The sequence below is a fragment of the Dermatophilus sp. B7861-1 genome (genome assembly GCF_058996045.1).
Genome location: NZ_CM180082.1, coordinates 302,191 through 319,230 on the forward strand (window position 1 = coordinate 302,191; position 17,040 = coordinate 319,230).

Consider the following 17,040-nt stretch of genomic DNA (forward strand, 5'->3'; position numbering starts at 1 on the left):
GACGAGGAGACCCCGTGAGCGACCCCCGGCGCCGCATCCCCAGCACCGACGCCGCCCTGGCCGCACCAGAACTCGCCGACGCCCTCGCCACCCACGGGCGCGCCCACGTCAAAGCCGCCATCCAACGCGCCCAACACGCCGCCCGCGCCGGCCACATACACCCTGAAGACGTCATCACCACCGCAGCCAACAACCTCACCCCCCTGTGCTCCTTCACCCCCGTCCTCAACGCCACCGGCATCGTCATCCACACCAACCTCGGCCGCGCCCCCCTCTCCACAGCTGCCCGCCACGCCCTCACCACCGCCGCCGGCACCATCGACCTCGAACTATCCCTCCACACCGGACGCCGATCCCGCCGCGGCACCGCAGCCGAAAACGCCGTCCTAGACTCCCTCGACCCCGACATCCGCCCCGGCCTATCCGCCCTGCTCCTCAACAACGGTGCCGCCGCGCTCTGCCTAGCCACCACCGCCTGCACCACCCCCACCACCCCCGACATCATCATTTCCCGCGGCGAAATGGTCGAAATCGGTGCCGGATTCCGCCTCACCGACCTCATCACCACCACCGGCGCCCACCTCATCGACATCGGCACCACCAACCGCACCCACCCCCACGACTACAGCAACGCCCTCACCCCCACCACCGGATGCGTCCTGAAAATCCACCCCTCCAACTTCCGCATCCACGGATTCACCAGCACCGTCGACACCGCCACCCTCGCCCACCTCCTCACCCCCCACCCCCACATCCCCCTCATCGTCGACGTCGGGTCCGGACTCCTACGCCACGACCCAACCCTGCCCAACGAACCTGACCTGTCCACCACACTGCGCGACGGCGCCGACCTCGCCCTGGCCAGCGGCGACAAACTCCTCGGCGGCCCCCAAGCAGGCATCCTCATCGGCCGCACCGACCTCATCAACCACCTGCGCAACCACCCCCTCGCCCGCGCCTTCCGCATCGACAAACTCGCCCTCGCCGCCCTCGAAGCCACCCTGCGCGGACCCGAACCCCCCATCACCCGCGCCCGCAAACTCACCCCCACCGACCTACACGAACGCACCACCAAACTCGCCCACGCCACCGGCAGCGACATCATCACCACCACCGGACACATCGGCGGCGGAGGAGCCCCCGAACACCCCCTACCCAGCCTCGCCGTCGCCCTACCCACCCCACCCCACCACACCCCCGACAGTCTCGCCCGCACCCTCCGCACTGGCACACCCGCCATCCTCGCCCGCATCGCCGACAACCGCGTCCTCATCGACCTGCGCTGCATCGACCCCACCGACGACACCACTCTCACCACCGCCATCACCACCGCCCTCCACGAAACGGACCCACACACATGCGGGTGATCGCCACCGCCGGACACGTCGACCACGGAAAATCCACCCTCGTCGCAGCCCTGACCGGACACGACCCCGACCGGTGGGCAGAAGAACACCGCCGCGGCCTGACCATCGACCTGGGCTACGCCTGGACCACCCTGCCCACCGGCCACACCATCAGCTTCGTCGACGTCCCCGGCCACCAACGCTTCATCGGCAACATGCTTGCCGGCATCGGCCCCGCACCCGCAGTCATGCTCGTCATCGCCGCCGACGAAGGATGGCGCGAACAAACCACCGAACACCTCGACGCCATCAACGCCCTGGGCATCACCCACGGCATCATCGTCATTACCCGCACCGACCTCACCCCCACCATCACCGACACCCGCGCCCACCTCACCGACACCGGCCTAGCCAACGCCCCCATCATCACCTGCTCCGCACGCACCGGCGCCGGACTCAACCACCTGCGCACCGCCCTAGCCGCCCTCTGCGACAGCCTCCCCACCCCCACCACCGACAGCCGCATCCGCCTATGGATCGACCGCGTCTTCACCATCCGCGGCGCCGGCACCATCGCCACCGGAACCCTCGAATCCGGCACCATCACCGTCGGAGACACCCTCACCGCCCACACCCCGACCAGCCACCACACCCACGCCACCACCACCATCCGCGGCATCCAAACCCTCGAAACCGACCGCCACACCGTCCCCGCCATCGCCCGTATCGCCCTGAACCTACGCGGCCTGAACACCACCGACCTGCACCGCGGCGACCTCCTCCTCACCCCCCACACCTGGCACCCCACCACCACCACCGACATCCGCCTCACCCCCCTACACGACATTCCCCACCTACCCGAATACCTCATGGCCCACATCGGAACCCACGCCGCCCAAGTCCGCATCCGACCACTGAGCACCACCACCGCCCGACTCACCTGGCCCCACCCCCTCCCACTAGCCACCGGTGACCGACTCGTCCTACGCGACCCCGGCCGCCGCACCATCATCGCCGGCGCCACCATCCTCGACACCGACCCACCCCCACTGACCCGCCGCGGCGCCGCCCACGCCCGCGCCACCCAACTAGACCACGCAACCACAACATTCGACCTCACCACCGAAATCACCCGCCGCGGCTACCTCACCGAAACCGACGCCCGCGCACTAGGAGCCACCGACACCGACATCACCACCAGCCACCCCCACATCATCCACACCTGCGGTCTACTCATCTCCCACACCCAATGGGACACCTGGACCACCCGCCTGACCGAAACTGTCCACCACGCCATCGACACAGACCCCCTCCAAGCCCGCACCCCCGCACCCGCCGCCGCCCGCGCCGCCGGCCTACCCACCCCACACCTCATCCCACACCTCATCACCAACACCGACACCCTCGAACTCACCAACGGCTACCTCCACATCCCCGGACGCGGACCCAACCTCGGCCCCGCCGAACCCGGACTCACCCACATCGAACAGCACCTAGCCGCACACCCCTTCGCTGCACCCGAACGTGACGAACTCACCGCCAGCCACCTCGGCCCCAAACAGATCGCCGCCGCCGTGCGCCTAGGGCGCCTTATCGACCTCGGCGACAACATCGTCCTGACACCCCGAGCACCCGCCCTAGCCATGCGCGAACTCGCCACCCTCCCGCAACCCTTCACCACCAGCCAAGCCCGCCAAAAACTCGGCACCACCCGCCGCGTCATCATCCCCCTACTCGAAGAACTCGACCGCCGCGGCTGGACCCGCCGCATCGACGCCGGACACCGCGAAATTGTTCGAGGGGGAACCCGATGAACCGCATCACGCGCCGCCACCCCATCACTGCCTACGACCCCACCCACCCCAAAGGCATCACCCGCCGCGACACCCTCGCCGTAGAAGAACCCCTCGAAATCCGCATCAACGGCACCGCATACACCCTCACCATGCGCACCCCCGGCCACGACTTCGAACTTGTCCACGGACTCCTAGCCGCCGAAGGCATCATCCGCAACCACAACGACATCACCACCATCCGCTACTGCGCAGGAGCCATCACCGACGAAGAAACCCAAACCCCCCGCAACACCTACAACGTCGTCGACGTACGCCTCGCCCCCGGCAACGCCCTACCCGAAAACAAAATCCGCGCCTCCATCACTACCTCCGCCTGCGGAGTCTGCGGAACCGCATCCATCGAACAACTCACCACCGAACAACAATTCGACCTGCGCACCGACACCACCAATGTCCTGGCCAGCTGCATCCTGGAATTACCCAAAAAACTCCGCCAAACCCAACACGCATTCGATGCCACAGGTGGGCTGCATGCCTCCGCCCTTTTCACCAATGAAGGAAAGCTGCTCATCGCGCGTGAAGACATCGGCCGCCACAACGCCACCGACAAAGTGATCGGCTGGGCCATGCAAAACGGGAACCGCCCAGCCCGTGGCCACATCCTCATGGTTTCTGGAAGAACAAGTTTCGAACTAGCACAAAAAGCCGCACTCGCCGGCATCCCCATCCTTGCGGGCGTCTCCGCGCCTTCATCCCTAGCCGTTGACGTCGCCGAAGCAACAGGTCTAACCCTCGCCGGGTTCGTACGCCAAGACCGCATGAACATCTACGCAGGCAAAGAACGCATCTTGAGCTAACCAGCCCTCAAGACCACCCACGCACGTTGAGATGCCCACATCACATGTAGGACTCGAAAACACTCCAGATCAGCTGTCACCTCAGCGTGCGCGCTAGGGTAACAGGGTGATCGACATCAAGTTCCTCCGCGAAAACCCCGACGCCGTCAAGCGGTCGCAGCACGCCCGAGGCGAGGACGAGAGCCTGGTCGATCAGGTCCTCGCCGCCGACGTGACACGCCGCGAGTCACTCCAAGCCTTCGAGCAGGCACGCGCAGAACAAAACCGTGTCAGCAAAGAACTCGGCCCCCTCATGGGCAAACTCAACAAAGCCAAAAAAGCCGGCGAAGACACCACCGAACTCCAAAACCAAGCTGACGCAGCCCGCGCCAAAGGCGCCGAAATCGCTTCACGCGTCAAGGAACTCCAAACCGCCGCCGACACCGCACAAACAACACTGGACGAAACCCTCCGCCGCGTAGGCAACGTCATCATCGACGGTGTCCCCGCCGGAGGCGAAGACGACTACACCGTCCTAGAACACCGCGGCCCACAACCACGCGACTTCGCCGCCGAAGGATTCGAACCCAAAGACCATCTTGACCTAGGCGAAAACCTCGGCGCCATCGACACCGGACGCGGCGTCAAAGTCGCCGAATCCCGGTTCTACTACCTCGTCGGACAAGGCGCCCGTCTAGAACAAGCCATGCTGAACCTGGCACTAGACAAAGCCTACGAATTCGGATTCACCCAGCTACAAGTGCCCACCCTGGTCAACCCACGCACCATGGCCGGAGCCGGATTCCTCGACGCCCACGCCGACGAGGTATACCGCCTCGCCGCCGACGACCTCTACCTCACCGGTACCTCAGAAGTCGCGCTCGCCGGATTCCACACCGATGAAGTAATCGACCTGTCCGCAGGGCCAAAGCGGTACACCGCCCAATCCACCTGCTACCGACGTGAAGCAGGAAGCTATGGCAAAGACACCCGCGGCATCCTGCGCGTGCACCAGTTCCAGAAGATCGAAATGTTCGTTTACTGCCGCCCCGAGGAAGCAGAAGCCGAACACACCCGGCTCTTGGACTGTGAAAAAGCAATGCTCGATGCGATGGAACTGCCTTACCGCGTCATCGACGTCGCCGCAGGTGACTTAGGTGGCCCCGCGGCACGCAAGTTCGACTCCGAAGCATGGGTGCCCACCCAAGGCCGGTACCGCGAGCTGACCAGCACCTCGAACTGCACAACCTACCAGGCGCGTCGCCTCAACATCCGTAGCAAAGGCGAAAACGGTAACGAAGTGGTGGCTACCCTGAACGGAACATTGGCCACTACCCGCTGGCTGGTCGCGATTCTGGAGAACCACCAGCAAGCTGATGGCTCTGTGCGAGTGCCCGAAGCGCTACGCCCCTACATGCACACCGATGTCCTCACGCCAGGACAACGCTAACCCCGAAGCGGTAACGCACAGCTAATGGAACGGGCTGGGCGTGGTTTTCGACACATGATCTGATGTGTCGAAAACCACGCCCAACCCGTTTTGTCTGCGGTTCTTATATGAGAGACATGGCTCCCTCCACAATGAGTACCGACAAAGCCGCCCCCAAAGCCACACCCATGAGACTGCGGCGCGCCAAAGCCAAAGCCACAGCGACAACCAGAGCTGTCATCCCAGACAAGGGAGTACTGGTAGCGGTAACCACGGCAGGGATGGTCATTGCAGTGAGCACAGCTGAAGGGACGTAGTGCAAGAAGCTCAGCACCCATATGTTGGTGATTCGGCGGCGGACGGTGATGAGCGGAATGGCACGCAGAAGGTATGTCACCCCGGCCATCGCGACAACAGCTCCCAGAGGGGTCATGCGTGGATCTCCTTGATGGAGCCAGGATCAGTAGGCAGGTCAGGTTCATCAGGGTGGTCGGGGCAAGGCGCGAAAGTCGCAGCGATGGCGGAAACCACGATGGTCACGATGATGGTGCGCCACCCGGCATCCAAACCAGGAAGATAAGAAAGAGCCACGCTCAGCGCCGAAGCGCCCAGAACCACAGCAAGCATGGGGCGGGAACCATGGGTGGTAGGGATGACGATCGCGACGAACATCGCGTAGAGAAGCACACCCGCTGCTGAAGTCAACAGTGGGGGAAGGCTCGCGCCAACTAGGGACCCCACGATGGTGCCAGAGGTCCAGCCGAGAATCGGCAGCACCATCGAAGCGACATAGTCAACGAAACCTACGTGACGTCGAGCCATGCCGAGGGCGTAGATCTCGTCAGTGATTCCCCACGCCATGAGAATGCGATGTCGGATTTTCACTTCGGGGCCCAGGCGCTGGCCCAAAGAGATAGCCATGAGGACGTAGCGCAGGTTTACGAGGATGACACCAATGGCTAACTGCAGGTAGGTGCCGTTGGTTTCGAGAGTGTTCAGGCCCGCGAATTCTCCAGAGGAAGAGAGCGTGAAAGCGCTCATGAACCCCGAAAGCACGGTGTCCATGCCGACCTGGTCGGCGTAAACACCCAGGGCTAGGGATACGGTGAAGTAGCCCAGCCCGATGGGGATGGAGTCACGGATTGCGGCGGTGGCGGTATTGGCGTGGGGTGGGTGTGCTTGCGTCATGACGGTGCAACTGTACGGCCGTGTGACGGTCGGCGTCGCGGGGTAATGGGGATGTGTGTGTAATTGCCGTATAAGCGTCAGTAGTGCTCATGGTGAGGTGGTCAAACTCGCCGGTGGTGGGGGTGCGTTCCGTAGCGTGGCGGGTATGGATGCCTTTGAAGAAGTAGCGCAGCAGCATAGGGCACGCAATGCGGTCGAGCGTGTGCTGCACTGGTTCGGGGAAGGCCAAGAGTGGGAGCGGCCAGCGTTAACGGTCAAGCAGCGGCGGTGGGATGCGCTGTTCATGGTGGTGATGGTGGCTGCCGGGATGATGTCTATGGAATTGGCTCGCTCTTTGGGGATGAAGAGCGGGTGGCAGGTGTGGCAGCAGCAGTTGCTGGTGGTGGTAGGTCTAGCGCCGTTGGTGTGGCGCAGACGCTTCCCAATTCTTGTGGCGGTGTGGTTACAGGCGTATTTCTTCGTGCTGATCTCATATATGCCCAGGGTAAGTATGCATTTTGTGACCCAGTTTGTGTTCGCTATGAGTATTTACAACGCGGTGGCCTGGTCGCGGTCGAGGACGTTGGCTGCAGGTTTTGTTGCGGTGCTAGTGGTGTACGTAAACGTGTGGGTCGGGTGGGATTTAGCAAGGGGAAAAAGTGCAGCATTCTGGGCAAAAGCTGCTCACCAAGAGCGGATAGGTGTGTTTGATCCTGCGGTGGCGTTGGTGCTGTTTGTTGCCTCGCTGAACATGGGTGTGATGGGGCTGGCAGTGTGGTTGGGGCGCGTTGAGTGGTGGAAAGCGCGGGACAGTGCCCGGCTCAGGGAGCAAGCAAGCACGATTGCTGATCAGGCAGTGGTGTTGCGGGAGCAAGCGATCGTTGCTGAACGGCTGCGCATTGCCCGCGAATTGCATGATGTGGTTGCTCATCATGTGGCGGTGACGGGGGTGCAGGCTGCTGCTGCGCGGGCCGCTTTGCAGAAACAGCCTGATTTGGCGGAGAAGGCGTTGGAGATTGTCGAGCAGACTTCTCGGACGGCGGTGGGGGAGATGCGTGCTTTGTTGGGGATGCTGCGTTCTCCAGGTGATGCCACGGGTTCGGAACCGGTGTGGGGCAGGCGTGTAGGAGAGCCATCGATGGCGGAGCTACCGTCGTTGATTGCCTCGTTCACACATGCAGGATTAGACGTGGATTTCTCTGTTGTGGAACAGGAATCGAGCAAAACAGAAGTGCTGCAATCCACGGGGTTGACGGTGTTCCGGCTGGTTCAAGAATCCCTAAACAACGTGGTGCGGCATTCGACGGCTTCCACGGCACGGGTGGTGTTACGTTTCGTTGTGGTGCAGGGGGTGGAATCGCTGGAGCTGGAAGTAACCGATTCGGGGCCAGCCCGTTGCGGTACTCAGGGTAGTGGTTTGGGACAGATAGGGATGCGAGAGCGGGTGAAAGCTGTGGGTGGGGTGCTTGAGGTGGGGCCGCGCAAGATAGGCGGATATCAGGTGCGTGCACTGCTGCCGCTGCAGCCGGTGAGCGAAGATGATGGGCCGGGAAAGGCATAAGTCGTGTCGAAGATGTTAGCTAAGAAGCATGCTGTGCCTGAGGTCACATCAGAGCAGCAGGAAGAGCTTATCCGTGTGCTTCTTGTTGATGACCAAAAGTTGATCCGTTCAGGTTTTCGGTTGATTTGTTCTCTAGAGCCTGATCTAGAGGTTGTGGCAGAGGCCAGTGATGGGGCTGGCGCGGTGTGTGCTGCGCGAGAGTTAACTCCGGACGTGGTGTTAATGGATGTGCAGATGCCCGGTATGGACGGGATCGCTGCCACTGAGCAGATAGTGGCGATGGGGGAGAGCAAAGTCATCATTCTCACCACGTTCGATCATGACAACTACGTGTTTGATGGTTTGCGTGCGGGGGCATCGGGATTTTTGCTGAAGAACACGGATGCTGAGCATTTGGTGGAGGCGATCCGTCGGGTGGCGCACGGTGATGCGTTGTTAGCGCCAGAGGTGACGCGGCGAGTGATTGAACAGATGACAGGTCAGGGGCAGACAAAGGTCAACGGTGTGGGCTTGCAGGCTGCGGTGGCGGATCTGCCGCAGCGGTACCGCAGTGTGGAACTGTTGACGCCGCGGGAGCGGGAGGTGCTCATCCTCTTGGCACAAGGATTAAGTAATGCCGAGATCGCTGCTCGCCTATATCTCGGTGAAGCGACAGTGAAAACACACGTATCTAACTGCTTAGCCAAAGCGCAGGTACGAGATCGAGTGCAGGCTGTGGTGTTCGCGTATGAGTCCGGACTCATCAGGCCGGGGGAGTGGACACCTGAATCTGCCGGAGTGCAGCGATGAAAAGCCTGCGGGCTTGCTGGTGGCAGAGTAGAAAGTATGCCGAAGCACAGCGCTGGGCTGCTGCCCTACCGTGTCGATAAGGATCAGCTGTGGGTGTTTATCGCCCATCCGGGTGGTCCTTTCTGGGCGCGTAAAGATGAAGGTGTGTGGTCCATCATCAAAGGCGAATATGACCCTGCCTGCGAGGATGCCCGCGCAGCCGCTGGACGTGAATTCACCGAAGAAACAGGGGTGCCTGCCCCCGGTAACCCAGAAACATGGATTGATCTGGGGCAAGTGCGCCAGAACCCTTCCAAAATTGTTCGCGCCTACGCTGTCCAAGCACCTTCCACATTGGCGTTTGTTGCCAGTAACACCTGCCAAACCGAACATCCGCGCGGTTCAGGACGCATCATTACTGTCCCTGAGGTGGACCGCGCCGAATGGATGACATGTGAACAGGCCCGAACGCGGCTTTTAGCTGGGCAGCGAGAATTCCTTGACCGGATCCCACGCAACTAGACACCCGCACACCCACTCAATGACTAGGGCCTAACTTTCAGCTGTATCGCTCCGCCGGGTCCCGCCCGGATTGCGCTCATCCGTGCGGGGGAGTACACACCTGAGCTAGCTTCTCGACAGCCCCACAATCCTCCCCGCGATTCCACCGCCAGAGGGATCCCAGGCAGGTCACCTCGCCATATCGTGAAAAGGCGCCCACAAAGCACCCCCCACATAATGCGAGGAGCACCTATGCCCGACACCGAACCTTCACGCCCAACTTCGTCTGGGCTGGTCATCGAAAACCTCACCCGCAGGTTCTCAGAGCGCCTCGTCGTCGATAACCTCTCCTTCACTGTTGCGCCTGGAACAATCACCGGATTCGTCGGCGCCAACGGAGCCGGAAAAACCACCACGATGCGAATGATCATGGGAGTGCTCGCCCCCACCAGCGGTCACGTGTACTGGAACAACCGGCCCATCAACGACAACGATCGTTACTCATTCGGTTACATGCCCGAAGAACGAGGCCTATACCAGAAACAAAAAGTCCTCGACCAGCTCATCTACCTCGGCCGCATTCACGGCATGGGCAAAACCGAAGCCAAAAGATCTGCCAGCGAGTACCTTGAACGATTCGGGCTCGGTGACCGTGCCGAGGAACCCTTGGAAAAACTCAGCCTCGGTAACCAGCAGCGGGTACAAATCACCGCGGCGCTCATGAACAACCCCCAATGCCTCATCCTCGACGAACCCTTCTCTGGCTTGGACCCCACCGCCATTGACGCCATGTCTGCAGTCTTGGTTGAGCAAAGCAAACGTGGAGTTCCTATCCTTTTCTCCAGCCACCAACTCGACCTCATCGACCGGCTTTGCCACAGGCTGGTCATCCTCGCTAACGGCCGCCTTGTCGGCTCCGGCACGTCCAACCAATTGCGCGCCGCCGCCACCAAACATCACCGCCTCGTCCTGACTAACGATGCCGGCTGGGTCCGCGGCATGCCCGGGGTGAGCGTCATCGACCTTGAAGGAAACACCGCAATCCTCAACGTCATCGAGGACCAGGCCCGTCAGCACCTTCTCAGCGAAGCACTCAACCGCGGCGGAATCGAAGAATTCGCGCCCATCGTCCCTACCCTGTCCGAGATCTACCGTGAGGTGACGGCATGAACAGCACCAACCAGAAACAAAGAAACAAATGGTTGCTCGTCGCCGAACACGAGATCCTCGTCAAACTCACAGACAAAGCATGGGTTATATCTACCCTGCTCAGCGCATTGTTGACGGTAGGGATCTTCGCGGCCACCGCCTTCTTTACCTCCGATGACGATGCCACCGTCGTGGCAGTCACCACCCCACAAGCAGCCGCCCTGGTCGACACCGCCGCCAGCTCGGGCAGCACCCTGCCTGGCTTGAGCACCACCTACACCAAAGCCACCTACCCCAACGACACAGCCGCCCGCCAAGCCCTCACCAACGCAGACGCCGACCTCTATCTCACCCGCGACGCAGATGGCCCCTGGCGACTGGTCAGCACCGATACTGCCGGAATCTCCGCGATTGCTATCAGCCAAGCTGTCAAAAACACCGTACTGGCTGAAAACGCCCGCGCGGCAGGAACCACCACCGAAGACCTCAACCGCAACACCCAGCTACGCACCGAAGCATTGGAAGGCAGCGGCGGCAACAAAAGTATCGCCAACATCGCCGGCCTCGTCATTGCGGGTCTCTTCTACATGACTTCACTGGTATTCGGCCTGACCATCGCCCAATCGGTCCTAGAAGAAAAACAGTCCCGCCTAGCCGAAATCATCGTCACCGCTATACCCATGCAATCTCTGTTGATGGGCAAAGCAATCGGTAACTCGGTTCTGGCATTCATGCAGATTCTTCTTCACGTAATCATTGCTCTTGTCGGTCTGTCAGTCACCGACTTGGCAGCTTTCCTGCCCTCACTTCCCAGCGGAATCTGGTGGTTCCTTGCGTTCTTCCTCACCGGTTTCGGTGCCACAGCATCCATGTGGGCAGTAGCCGGGTCACTGGCTAGCCGACAAGAAGACCTTGGCCACACATCCTCCCCTATGAGCATGATCATGCTCTGCGCCTTCATGGTTCCTTTCTTCGCCAAGGGCGCCTGGCTCACCGCAGTCTCATACGTGCCCATTCTTTCCTCAGTGGCTATGCCGATGCGGGTTATCACAGGAACCGCAGCTTGGTGGGAGCCGCTCCTATCGATCGCTTTGACAATAATCGCGGCATTGCTCCTTATACGACTCGCTGCCCGGCTCTACCGCAACTCACTCCTAGTCACCTCAGGGCGCCTGACCTACCGGCAAGCACTCAAAACCACTAACTAAACAACCCCAACCGTCCATCGCCCTCGTGCACAGAGCGCCTCGCCCTGGCTGCGCTGTGCACGAGGGCGATGCGCCGTAAATTCACCACCCCGACACCCAAAAAACACGCGCTTGACGCATCCAATCTTGCGGAACCACACCCCCTTCACCCAGGGTTGAAAAAACGCAAAGAAAAGAACACATGCCCCCGCGGCCACCACACACAAAACACAGTCACGCCGCACCAGAAGACGGGCACACAAGGGAGAAACACACGTGAACACTCACCAACCCACCCACCATCAACCCTTCACCTTGCCCGCCCAGCTTCCCCTGCCCACAGGCAGCCACCTCATCGCCCTAGACATCGACGGCACCACCATCGGCCACGACGGAACCCTCACCAACCGCGTCCGCGAAGCCATCCAACGCAGCAACACCAACGGCCACCACATCATCATCGCCACCGGACGATCCATCCTGTCCGCAGCCCCCATCATCACCACGCTCGGCCTCGAACGCGGATACGCCGTCACCTCCAACGGAGCCGTCACCCTCCGGCTCGACCCCGACCTACCCCACGGCTGGGAAATCATCGACCAACGCACCTTCGACCCTGCCCCTATCCTGCACACCCTGCGCCGCGAATTCCCGACTGGCGCACTGGCTGTCGAACGAGTCGGAGTCGGATTCGACATTCACGGCGACTTCCCCCGCAGCGAACTCGATGGACAAATCCACACCGTTGCCTGGGAAGACCTCTCCGCCCACCCCACCACCCGCGTCACCTTCAACGATCCCGAAGCCGACGTCGAACACTTCACCGACCGGATCGGCAAAATGGGGCTCCACGGAGTCAACTACGCCATCGGATTCACCGCATGGCTCGACATCACCGCCACCGGAGTCTCCAAAGCATCCGCCCTAGAAAACATCCGCACCCACCTAGGCATCAACCCCACCCACACCCTGGCCGTTGGCGATCAACGCAACGACATTGAAATGCTCACCTGGGCAGCATGCGGAATCGCGATGGGCAACGCCCCCGACGAAGTCGCCGCAATCGCCGACTACATCACCGCACACGTCGACAACGACGGCCTCGCTGACGTACTTGACCTCCTACCCAGCGCATAAACCCACCCACATGCATACAACCAGCCCATTCATGGACGTCTGACACACAAACCGTCAACTAAACCGAAAACCCCGCCACCACAACGCTGCACATCAACAAAAACCCTCCAGGGCCGGGCGTCCAACCCACACAGCCCGCCACATTTCACCTGTCCAGCTTCATACTTCCCGCCACAACCCAGCCGATTCACCTGATGTCGCGCTCGAGGACTGAGCGGGCTGCCGCTCCCACGACAGCACACAGACAGGAAAGGACTCCAACCCCCATGACTGCAGCACACGCCGAACACCACCTCGGCAATAACAACGCCCCCGACCTGGCCAAAAACCACCGCCTCATCGCCACATACCTTGAAAGCTGGGCCAACGCCCTCATCAACGACATCACAGACCGGCGCGAACCTCGCAGCGAAACGGACTTCATGCTCGGCTACCAACGTGCACTACGAGACCTCGCCTCCCACCTCGCCGACGGCGACGCTCTACCCGGTGGGCCACTAGCCGTACCCGTGGCCTAACACCACCACCCTCCTGCACCTACGATGGGGCAAACCCCACGTCCCCCTCGGAGAGTGCCGTGCCAGAACTAACCATTACCAGCCCCTCAAACCCTCGCCTCAAACACGTCAACGCCCTACGACGACGCCGCGAACGCGACAACAGCGGACTGACCCTCATCGACGGATTCGAAGAACTCTCCCTAGCCATCCACGCCGGCGTACACCCCCGCACCCTGTTCTGGTGCCCCGAACTCATGGCCCCTGACGCAACCAGCATCGTCTCCGACGCACGCGCAACCGGCGCAGAAACAATCCGCCTCAGCCGCAACGCATTCGAAAAAATCGCCTACCGTGAAGGCCCCGACGGAGTACTCGCCATCGTCCCTGGCCTGCACCGAAACCTCACCGACCTACACCCCACCAACACCACATTCACCCTCATCGCCCAAGCAGTCGAAAAACCCGGCAACCTCGGCGCAATGCTCCGCACCTGCGACGCAGCCGGAATAGACGCATTCATCGCCGCCGACCCCGTCACCGACTGGGGCAACCCCAACCTGATCCGCTCCTCCAAAGGCACCGTGTTCTCCGTCCCCGTGGCCGCCGACCCCACTGAAGCCACCCTCCAATGGATCACCGAGAACAACATCACCCTCATCGCCACCACCCCCGACACCGACACCCTCCACACTGACATCGACTACACCGGCCCCATCGCCATCGCCGTCGGCACCGAAAAAACCGGCCTCGACCAACGCATGCTCGCCGCCGCCACCCACCGCGTACGCATCCCCATGCACGGCCACGCCAACTCCTTAAACGTCTCCACCTCCGCCGCCATCGTCATCTACGAAGCAGTTCGCCAACGCACCGCCACCCACTAACCACACAACGACGCGCCCACAGCACGCATATATCCGACAACAACACCCAAAACCTTCATCGTTTTCCCATAACCACCGCACCTGCTCCCCGGGGCAGAAAAGTGAAGGAAAACGACATGAAAGTTCTCCCCATCGTCGCCGGATGCCTCACCGCAGCCGCCCTGGCAACAACAATCACCATGACCGCCCCCACACCCCACACCCCCGCAGAAACCCCCACCACAACAACTGAAAACACCCCACCCCACCCCAACGAAAAAACACCCCTCCCTCAAAAACCCGCATTCACCTCCGCGCCCTCCCTAGGAACTGTCGAGGAATATCTCTCCCGCTCCGTTGAAGAAAACGCCCAACTCATCTCACAACTCTCAAAAGAGCAACGCGAAGCCCTCAATAAAGAAATTGATCAACAAAACGCAAAAAACGCCAAATAAACACCCCACCCCACACCAGAACTACGCCACAACCGCCTCCCGCTCACGCGCATAAGCACGCAACCGCAGCGAATTCATCACCACAATCACACTCGACGCAGCCATCGCCCCACCAGCAAACATCGGGTCCAACTCACCAAACGCAGCCAACGGAATACCCACCACGTTATACGCGAACGCCCAAAACAAATTCTGCTTAATAATCATCAACGTTCGCCGCGACAAACCAATCGCATCAGCCACCGCAGCAACCTCTGTGCGCATCAGCACAATATCGGCCGACTCCCGCGCAACATCAGTGCCCGACCCCATCGCCAAACCCAAATCAGCCTGCGCCAACGCCGCCGCATCATTAACACCATCACCCACCATCGCGACAACCTTGCCCTGCCGCTGCAACCGCTGCACCACCGCATGCTTCTGCTCCGGACGCACCCCCGCAATCACATTACTTGAGGCAATCCCCGCCTCAGCCGCAACCGACTTCGCCGTGAACTCGTTATCACCAGTCAGCAGATACGTCTCCAAACCCAACTCATGCAACCGATCCACACCCGCAGGCGTACTCACCCGCATCTCATCAGTGACCGTCACCGTCGCACGAGCCTTACCACCCCACCCCACAAACACTGTCGTGCCAGCCACCCCAGCCCCCACATCAGCTAACTCATCTGGCACCACATCAAACAAATCAGGCTTACCAACCAGCACCTCCGTGCCCTTGATAACCGCCCGCGCACCCGCACCCGGCAATGCCGTGAAATCACAAGCCGCCACCGGAGAAACCCCACGCTCCTTAGCCGCCTCCACAATCGCCACCGCAACCGGATGCTCACTACCAGCCTCCACCGACGCCGCAGCCTGCAACGCAGCCGTCTTCGTCAACTTCCCTGCAGTCTCCACAGCCGTCACATGCATCGACCCAGACGTCACCGTCCCGGTCTTATCCAACACGACCGTATCCACCGCACGCGTGCTCTCCAGAATCTCTGGCCCCTTAATCAACACCCCCATCTCCGCGCCACGCCCCGTACCCACCAACAACGCCGTCGGTGTCGCCAAACCCAACGCACACGGACACGCAATCACCAACACCGACACCGCAGCCTGCAACGCCTCCGTAAACAGGTGCCCCGTACCAAGCCACCCCAACAACGTCACAACCGCAATCACCAACACTGCCGGCACAAACACTGACGACACCCGATCAGCAAGACGCTGAACCGGAGCCTTACCCGTCTGAGCCCGCTCCACCAAACGCGTAATCGCCGCCAACGTTGTCTCCGACCCCACCCGCGTAGCCCGCACAACCAACGTACCCGAGGTATTCAACGTCCCACCCGTCACCTCATCACCACCAGCCACATCAACCGGCATCGACTCACCCGTCACCAACGAGGCATCCACCGCACTACGTCCATCAACCACCACACCATCGGTGGCGACCTTCTCACCCGGACGCACCCGGAACAACATCCCCGGCTTCAACTCAGCCACCCCCGCACGCCGCTCGGCATAACTGCCCGCCCCATCAGGAACCAACAGCGAAACCTCACACGCACCCAACTCCAACAACGACCGCAGCGCAGACTGGCCACGATGCTTGGCCTTCTGCTCCACCGACCTACCCACCAACAGAAACGCCGTCACCACCGCAGCAGTCTCAAAATACATATGCTGCGTTCCGCCCGAGAGCGTCGCCACAAACGACCACCAAAACGCCGCACTAATACCAATCGACACCAACGTGTCCATCGTCGTCCCACCATGACGGGCATTAACCACCGCCGAACGATGGAACGGGAACGCCGCCCAGAAATACACCGGCACCGTCAACAACAACTCCACCCACGGGCGCACCCCACCCAACGCCGCCATCACCGGCGGCACCATCGCAATCACCACCACCGGAATCGCCAACACCAACGCAACCACCGCACGCGTCTGCATCGACGGCTCCACAAACAACCGCTTCCACACACTGCCACCGGGGGCAATCAACATGCCCGCCGAAATATCAACGGGCGCGCCCTGGCCCACACCAGAAAAATCACCCACCTGGCCATCAGCATCCCCAGAAAGCAAAGTCGCTGAATAACCAGTCTTCTCCACTACCTCAATCAGCTCCTCCACCGTCACGCCCTCACCAAACGTGACATGAGCCCTCTCCGTAGCGAGGTTTACCGAAGCCTCAACCCCATCAAGCTTGTTCAGTTTGCGCTCCACGCGAGAGCTACACGACGCGCATGTCATCCCTGCGATGGCGAACTCCGCCTCCCTGGGAGTGGTCTCGACAGACACGGGCGATTCCTTTCTCACTGTTCAGGGGTTGCGTTTACAGAACA

General features: G+C 61.2%; 16 protein-coding genes. 13 read left to right on the forward strand and 3 right to left on the reverse strand.

Annotated features, from left to right (window positions below):
- Positions 1-14: 14 nt before the first annotated feature.
- The 4 genes from selA (at position 15) to serS (ending at position 5,428) form a co-directional block, all read left to right on the forward strand.
- Entirely contained in the window at positions 15-1,367 is a 1,353-nt protein-coding gene (gene selA, locus AC2T9U_RS01245) for an L-seryl-tRNA(Sec) selenium transferase (RefSeq protein ID WP_493696364.1), read from the forward strand.
- Positions 1,358-3,160, forward strand: a complete 1,803-nt coding sequence (selB, locus tag AC2T9U_RS01250) for a selenocysteine-specific translation elongation factor (RefSeq protein ID WP_493696365.1) — start codon at positions 1,358-1,360, stop codon at positions 3,158-3,160. The genes selA and selB overlap by 10 nt, the downstream gene beginning before the upstream one ends.
- A complete protein-coding gene (fdhD, locus tag AC2T9U_RS01255) occupies positions 3,157-3,999 on the forward strand; it encodes a formate dehydrogenase accessory sulfurtransferase FdhD (RefSeq protein WP_493696366.1) in 843 nt (280 codons plus the stop codon). The genes selB and fdhD overlap by 4 nt, the downstream gene beginning before the upstream one ends.
- 106 nt (positions 4,000-4,105) lie before the next feature.
- Positions 4,106-5,428: a serine--tRNA ligase gene (gene serS, locus AC2T9U_RS01260; RefSeq protein ID WP_493696367.1), complete on the forward strand. Its 1,323-nt coding sequence runs from the start codon at positions 4,106-4,108 to the stop codon at positions 5,426-5,428.
- A 103-nt stretch (positions 5,429-5,531) separates the two neighbouring features.
- On the opposite strand, the gene AC2T9U_RS01265 is transcribed toward serS, so the two are convergent.
- Positions 5,532-5,840: an AzlD domain-containing protein gene (locus tag AC2T9U_RS01265; protein WP_493696368.1), complete on the reverse strand. Its 309-nt coding sequence runs from the start codon at positions 5,838-5,840 to the stop codon at positions 5,532-5,534.
- Positions 5,837-6,595 carry an AzlC family ABC transporter permease gene (locus AC2T9U_RS01270; RefSeq protein ID WP_208303974.1) on the reverse strand — a complete coding sequence of 253 codons (759 nt, stop codon included), beginning with the start codon at positions 6,593-6,595 and terminating at the stop codon, positions 5,837-5,839. Before AC2T9U_RS01270 ends, AC2T9U_RS01265 begins: the two co-directional genes overlap by 4 nt.
- A gap of 55 nt (positions 6,596-6,650) precedes the next feature.
- On the opposite strand from AC2T9U_RS01270, the gene AC2T9U_RS01275 reads away from it, so the two are divergent.
- The 9 genes from AC2T9U_RS01275 (at position 6,651) to AC2T9U_RS01315 (ending at position 14,695) form a co-directional block, all read left to right on the forward strand.
- Positions 6,651-8,135: a sensor histidine kinase gene (locus AC2T9U_RS01275; protein ID WP_493696369.1), complete on the forward strand. Its 1,485-nt coding sequence runs from the start codon at positions 6,651-6,653 to the stop codon at positions 8,133-8,135.
- A 33-nt stretch (positions 8,136-8,168) separates the two neighbouring features.
- Positions 8,169-8,924 carry a response regulator gene (locus AC2T9U_RS01280; protein ID WP_493696370.1) on the forward strand — a complete coding sequence of 252 codons (756 nt, stop codon included), beginning with the start codon at positions 8,169-8,171 and terminating at the stop codon, positions 8,922-8,924.
- Positions 8,925-8,960: 36 nt separating this feature from the next.
- A complete protein-coding gene (locus tag AC2T9U_RS01285; protein ID WP_493696371.1) occupies positions 8,961-9,425 on the forward strand; it encodes an NUDIX hydrolase in 465 nt (154 codons plus the stop codon).
- 231 nt (positions 9,426-9,656) lie between these two features.
- Positions 9,657-10,574 carry an ABC transporter ATP-binding protein gene (locus tag AC2T9U_RS01290; protein ID WP_493696372.1) on the forward strand — a complete coding sequence of 306 codons (918 nt, stop codon included), beginning with the start codon at positions 9,657-9,659 and terminating at the stop codon, positions 10,572-10,574.
- The gene (locus AC2T9U_RS01295; protein WP_493696373.1) at positions 10,571-11,761 is read left to right on the forward strand and encodes an ABC transporter permease; all 1,191 of its coding nucleotides are present in this window, start codon (positions 10,571-10,573) and stop codon (positions 11,759-11,761) included. The genes AC2T9U_RS01290 and AC2T9U_RS01295 overlap by 4 nt, the downstream gene beginning before the upstream one ends.
- Before the next feature lie 255 nt (positions 11,762-12,016).
- Positions 12,017-12,877 (forward strand): Cof-type HAD-IIB family hydrolase, encoded by an 861-nt coding sequence (locus AC2T9U_RS01300; protein ID WP_493696374.1) that lies wholly within the window; start codon positions 12,017-12,019, stop codon positions 12,875-12,877.
- 266 nt (positions 12,878-13,143) lie between these two features.
- Entirely contained in the window at positions 13,144-13,395 is a 252-nt protein-coding gene (locus tag AC2T9U_RS01305; RefSeq protein ID WP_493696375.1) for a hypothetical protein, read from the forward strand.
- Positions 13,396-13,454: 59 nt separating this feature from the next.
- Positions 13,455-14,261: a TrmH family RNA methyltransferase gene (locus tag AC2T9U_RS01310; protein ID WP_208303968.1), complete on the forward strand. Its 807-nt coding sequence runs from the start codon at positions 13,455-13,457 to the stop codon at positions 14,259-14,261.
- A 116-nt stretch (positions 14,262-14,377) separates the two neighbouring features.
- Entirely contained in the window at positions 14,378-14,695 is a 318-nt protein-coding gene (locus tag AC2T9U_RS01315) for a hypothetical protein (RefSeq protein ID WP_115031533.1), read from the forward strand.
- Between the two features lie 21 nt (positions 14,696-14,716).
- Here AC2T9U_RS01315 and AC2T9U_RS01320 read toward each other — a convergent pair whose 3' ends face one another.
- Entirely contained in the window at positions 14,717-16,996 is a 2,280-nt protein-coding gene (locus tag AC2T9U_RS01320; protein ID WP_493696376.1) for a heavy metal translocating P-type ATPase, read from the reverse strand.
- Between the last annotated feature and the right edge of the window lie 44 nt (positions 16,997-17,040).

Excerpts from the sequence above, each read along its gene's own strand:
- selB (WP_493696365.1), top strand. The coding sequence starts at position 1,358 with ATGCGGGTGATCGCCACCGCCGGACACGTCGACCACGGAAAATCCACC.
- fdhD (WP_493696366.1), top strand. The coding sequence starts at position 3,157 with ATGAACCGCATCACGCGCCGCCACCCCATCACTGCCTACGACCCCACC.
- AC2T9U_RS01265 (WP_493696368.1), bottom strand. The coding sequence starts at position 5,840 with ATGACCCCTCTGGGAGCTGTTGTCGCGATGGCCGGGGTGACATACCTT.
- AC2T9U_RS01270 (WP_208303974.1), bottom strand. The coding sequence starts at position 6,595 with ATGACGCAAGCACACCCACCCCACGCCAATACCGCCACCGCCGCAATC.
- AC2T9U_RS01285 (WP_493696371.1), top strand. The coding sequence starts at position 8,961 with ATGCCGAAGCACAGCGCTGGGCTGCTGCCCTACCGTGTCGATAAGGAT.
- AC2T9U_RS01290 (WP_493696372.1), top strand. The coding sequence starts at position 9,657 with ATGCCCGACACCGAACCTTCACGCCCAACTTCGTCTGGGCTGGTCATC.
- AC2T9U_RS01295 (WP_493696373.1), top strand. The coding sequence starts at position 10,571 with ATGAACAGCACCAACCAGAAACAAAGAAACAAATGGTTGCTCGTCGCC.
- AC2T9U_RS01305 (WP_493696375.1), top strand. The coding sequence starts at position 13,144 with ATGACTGCAGCACACGCCGAACACCACCTCGGCAATAACAACGCCCCC.
- AC2T9U_RS01315 (WP_115031533.1), top strand. The coding sequence starts at position 14,378 with ATGAAAGTTCTCCCCATCGTCGCCGGATGCCTCACCGCAGCCGCCCTG.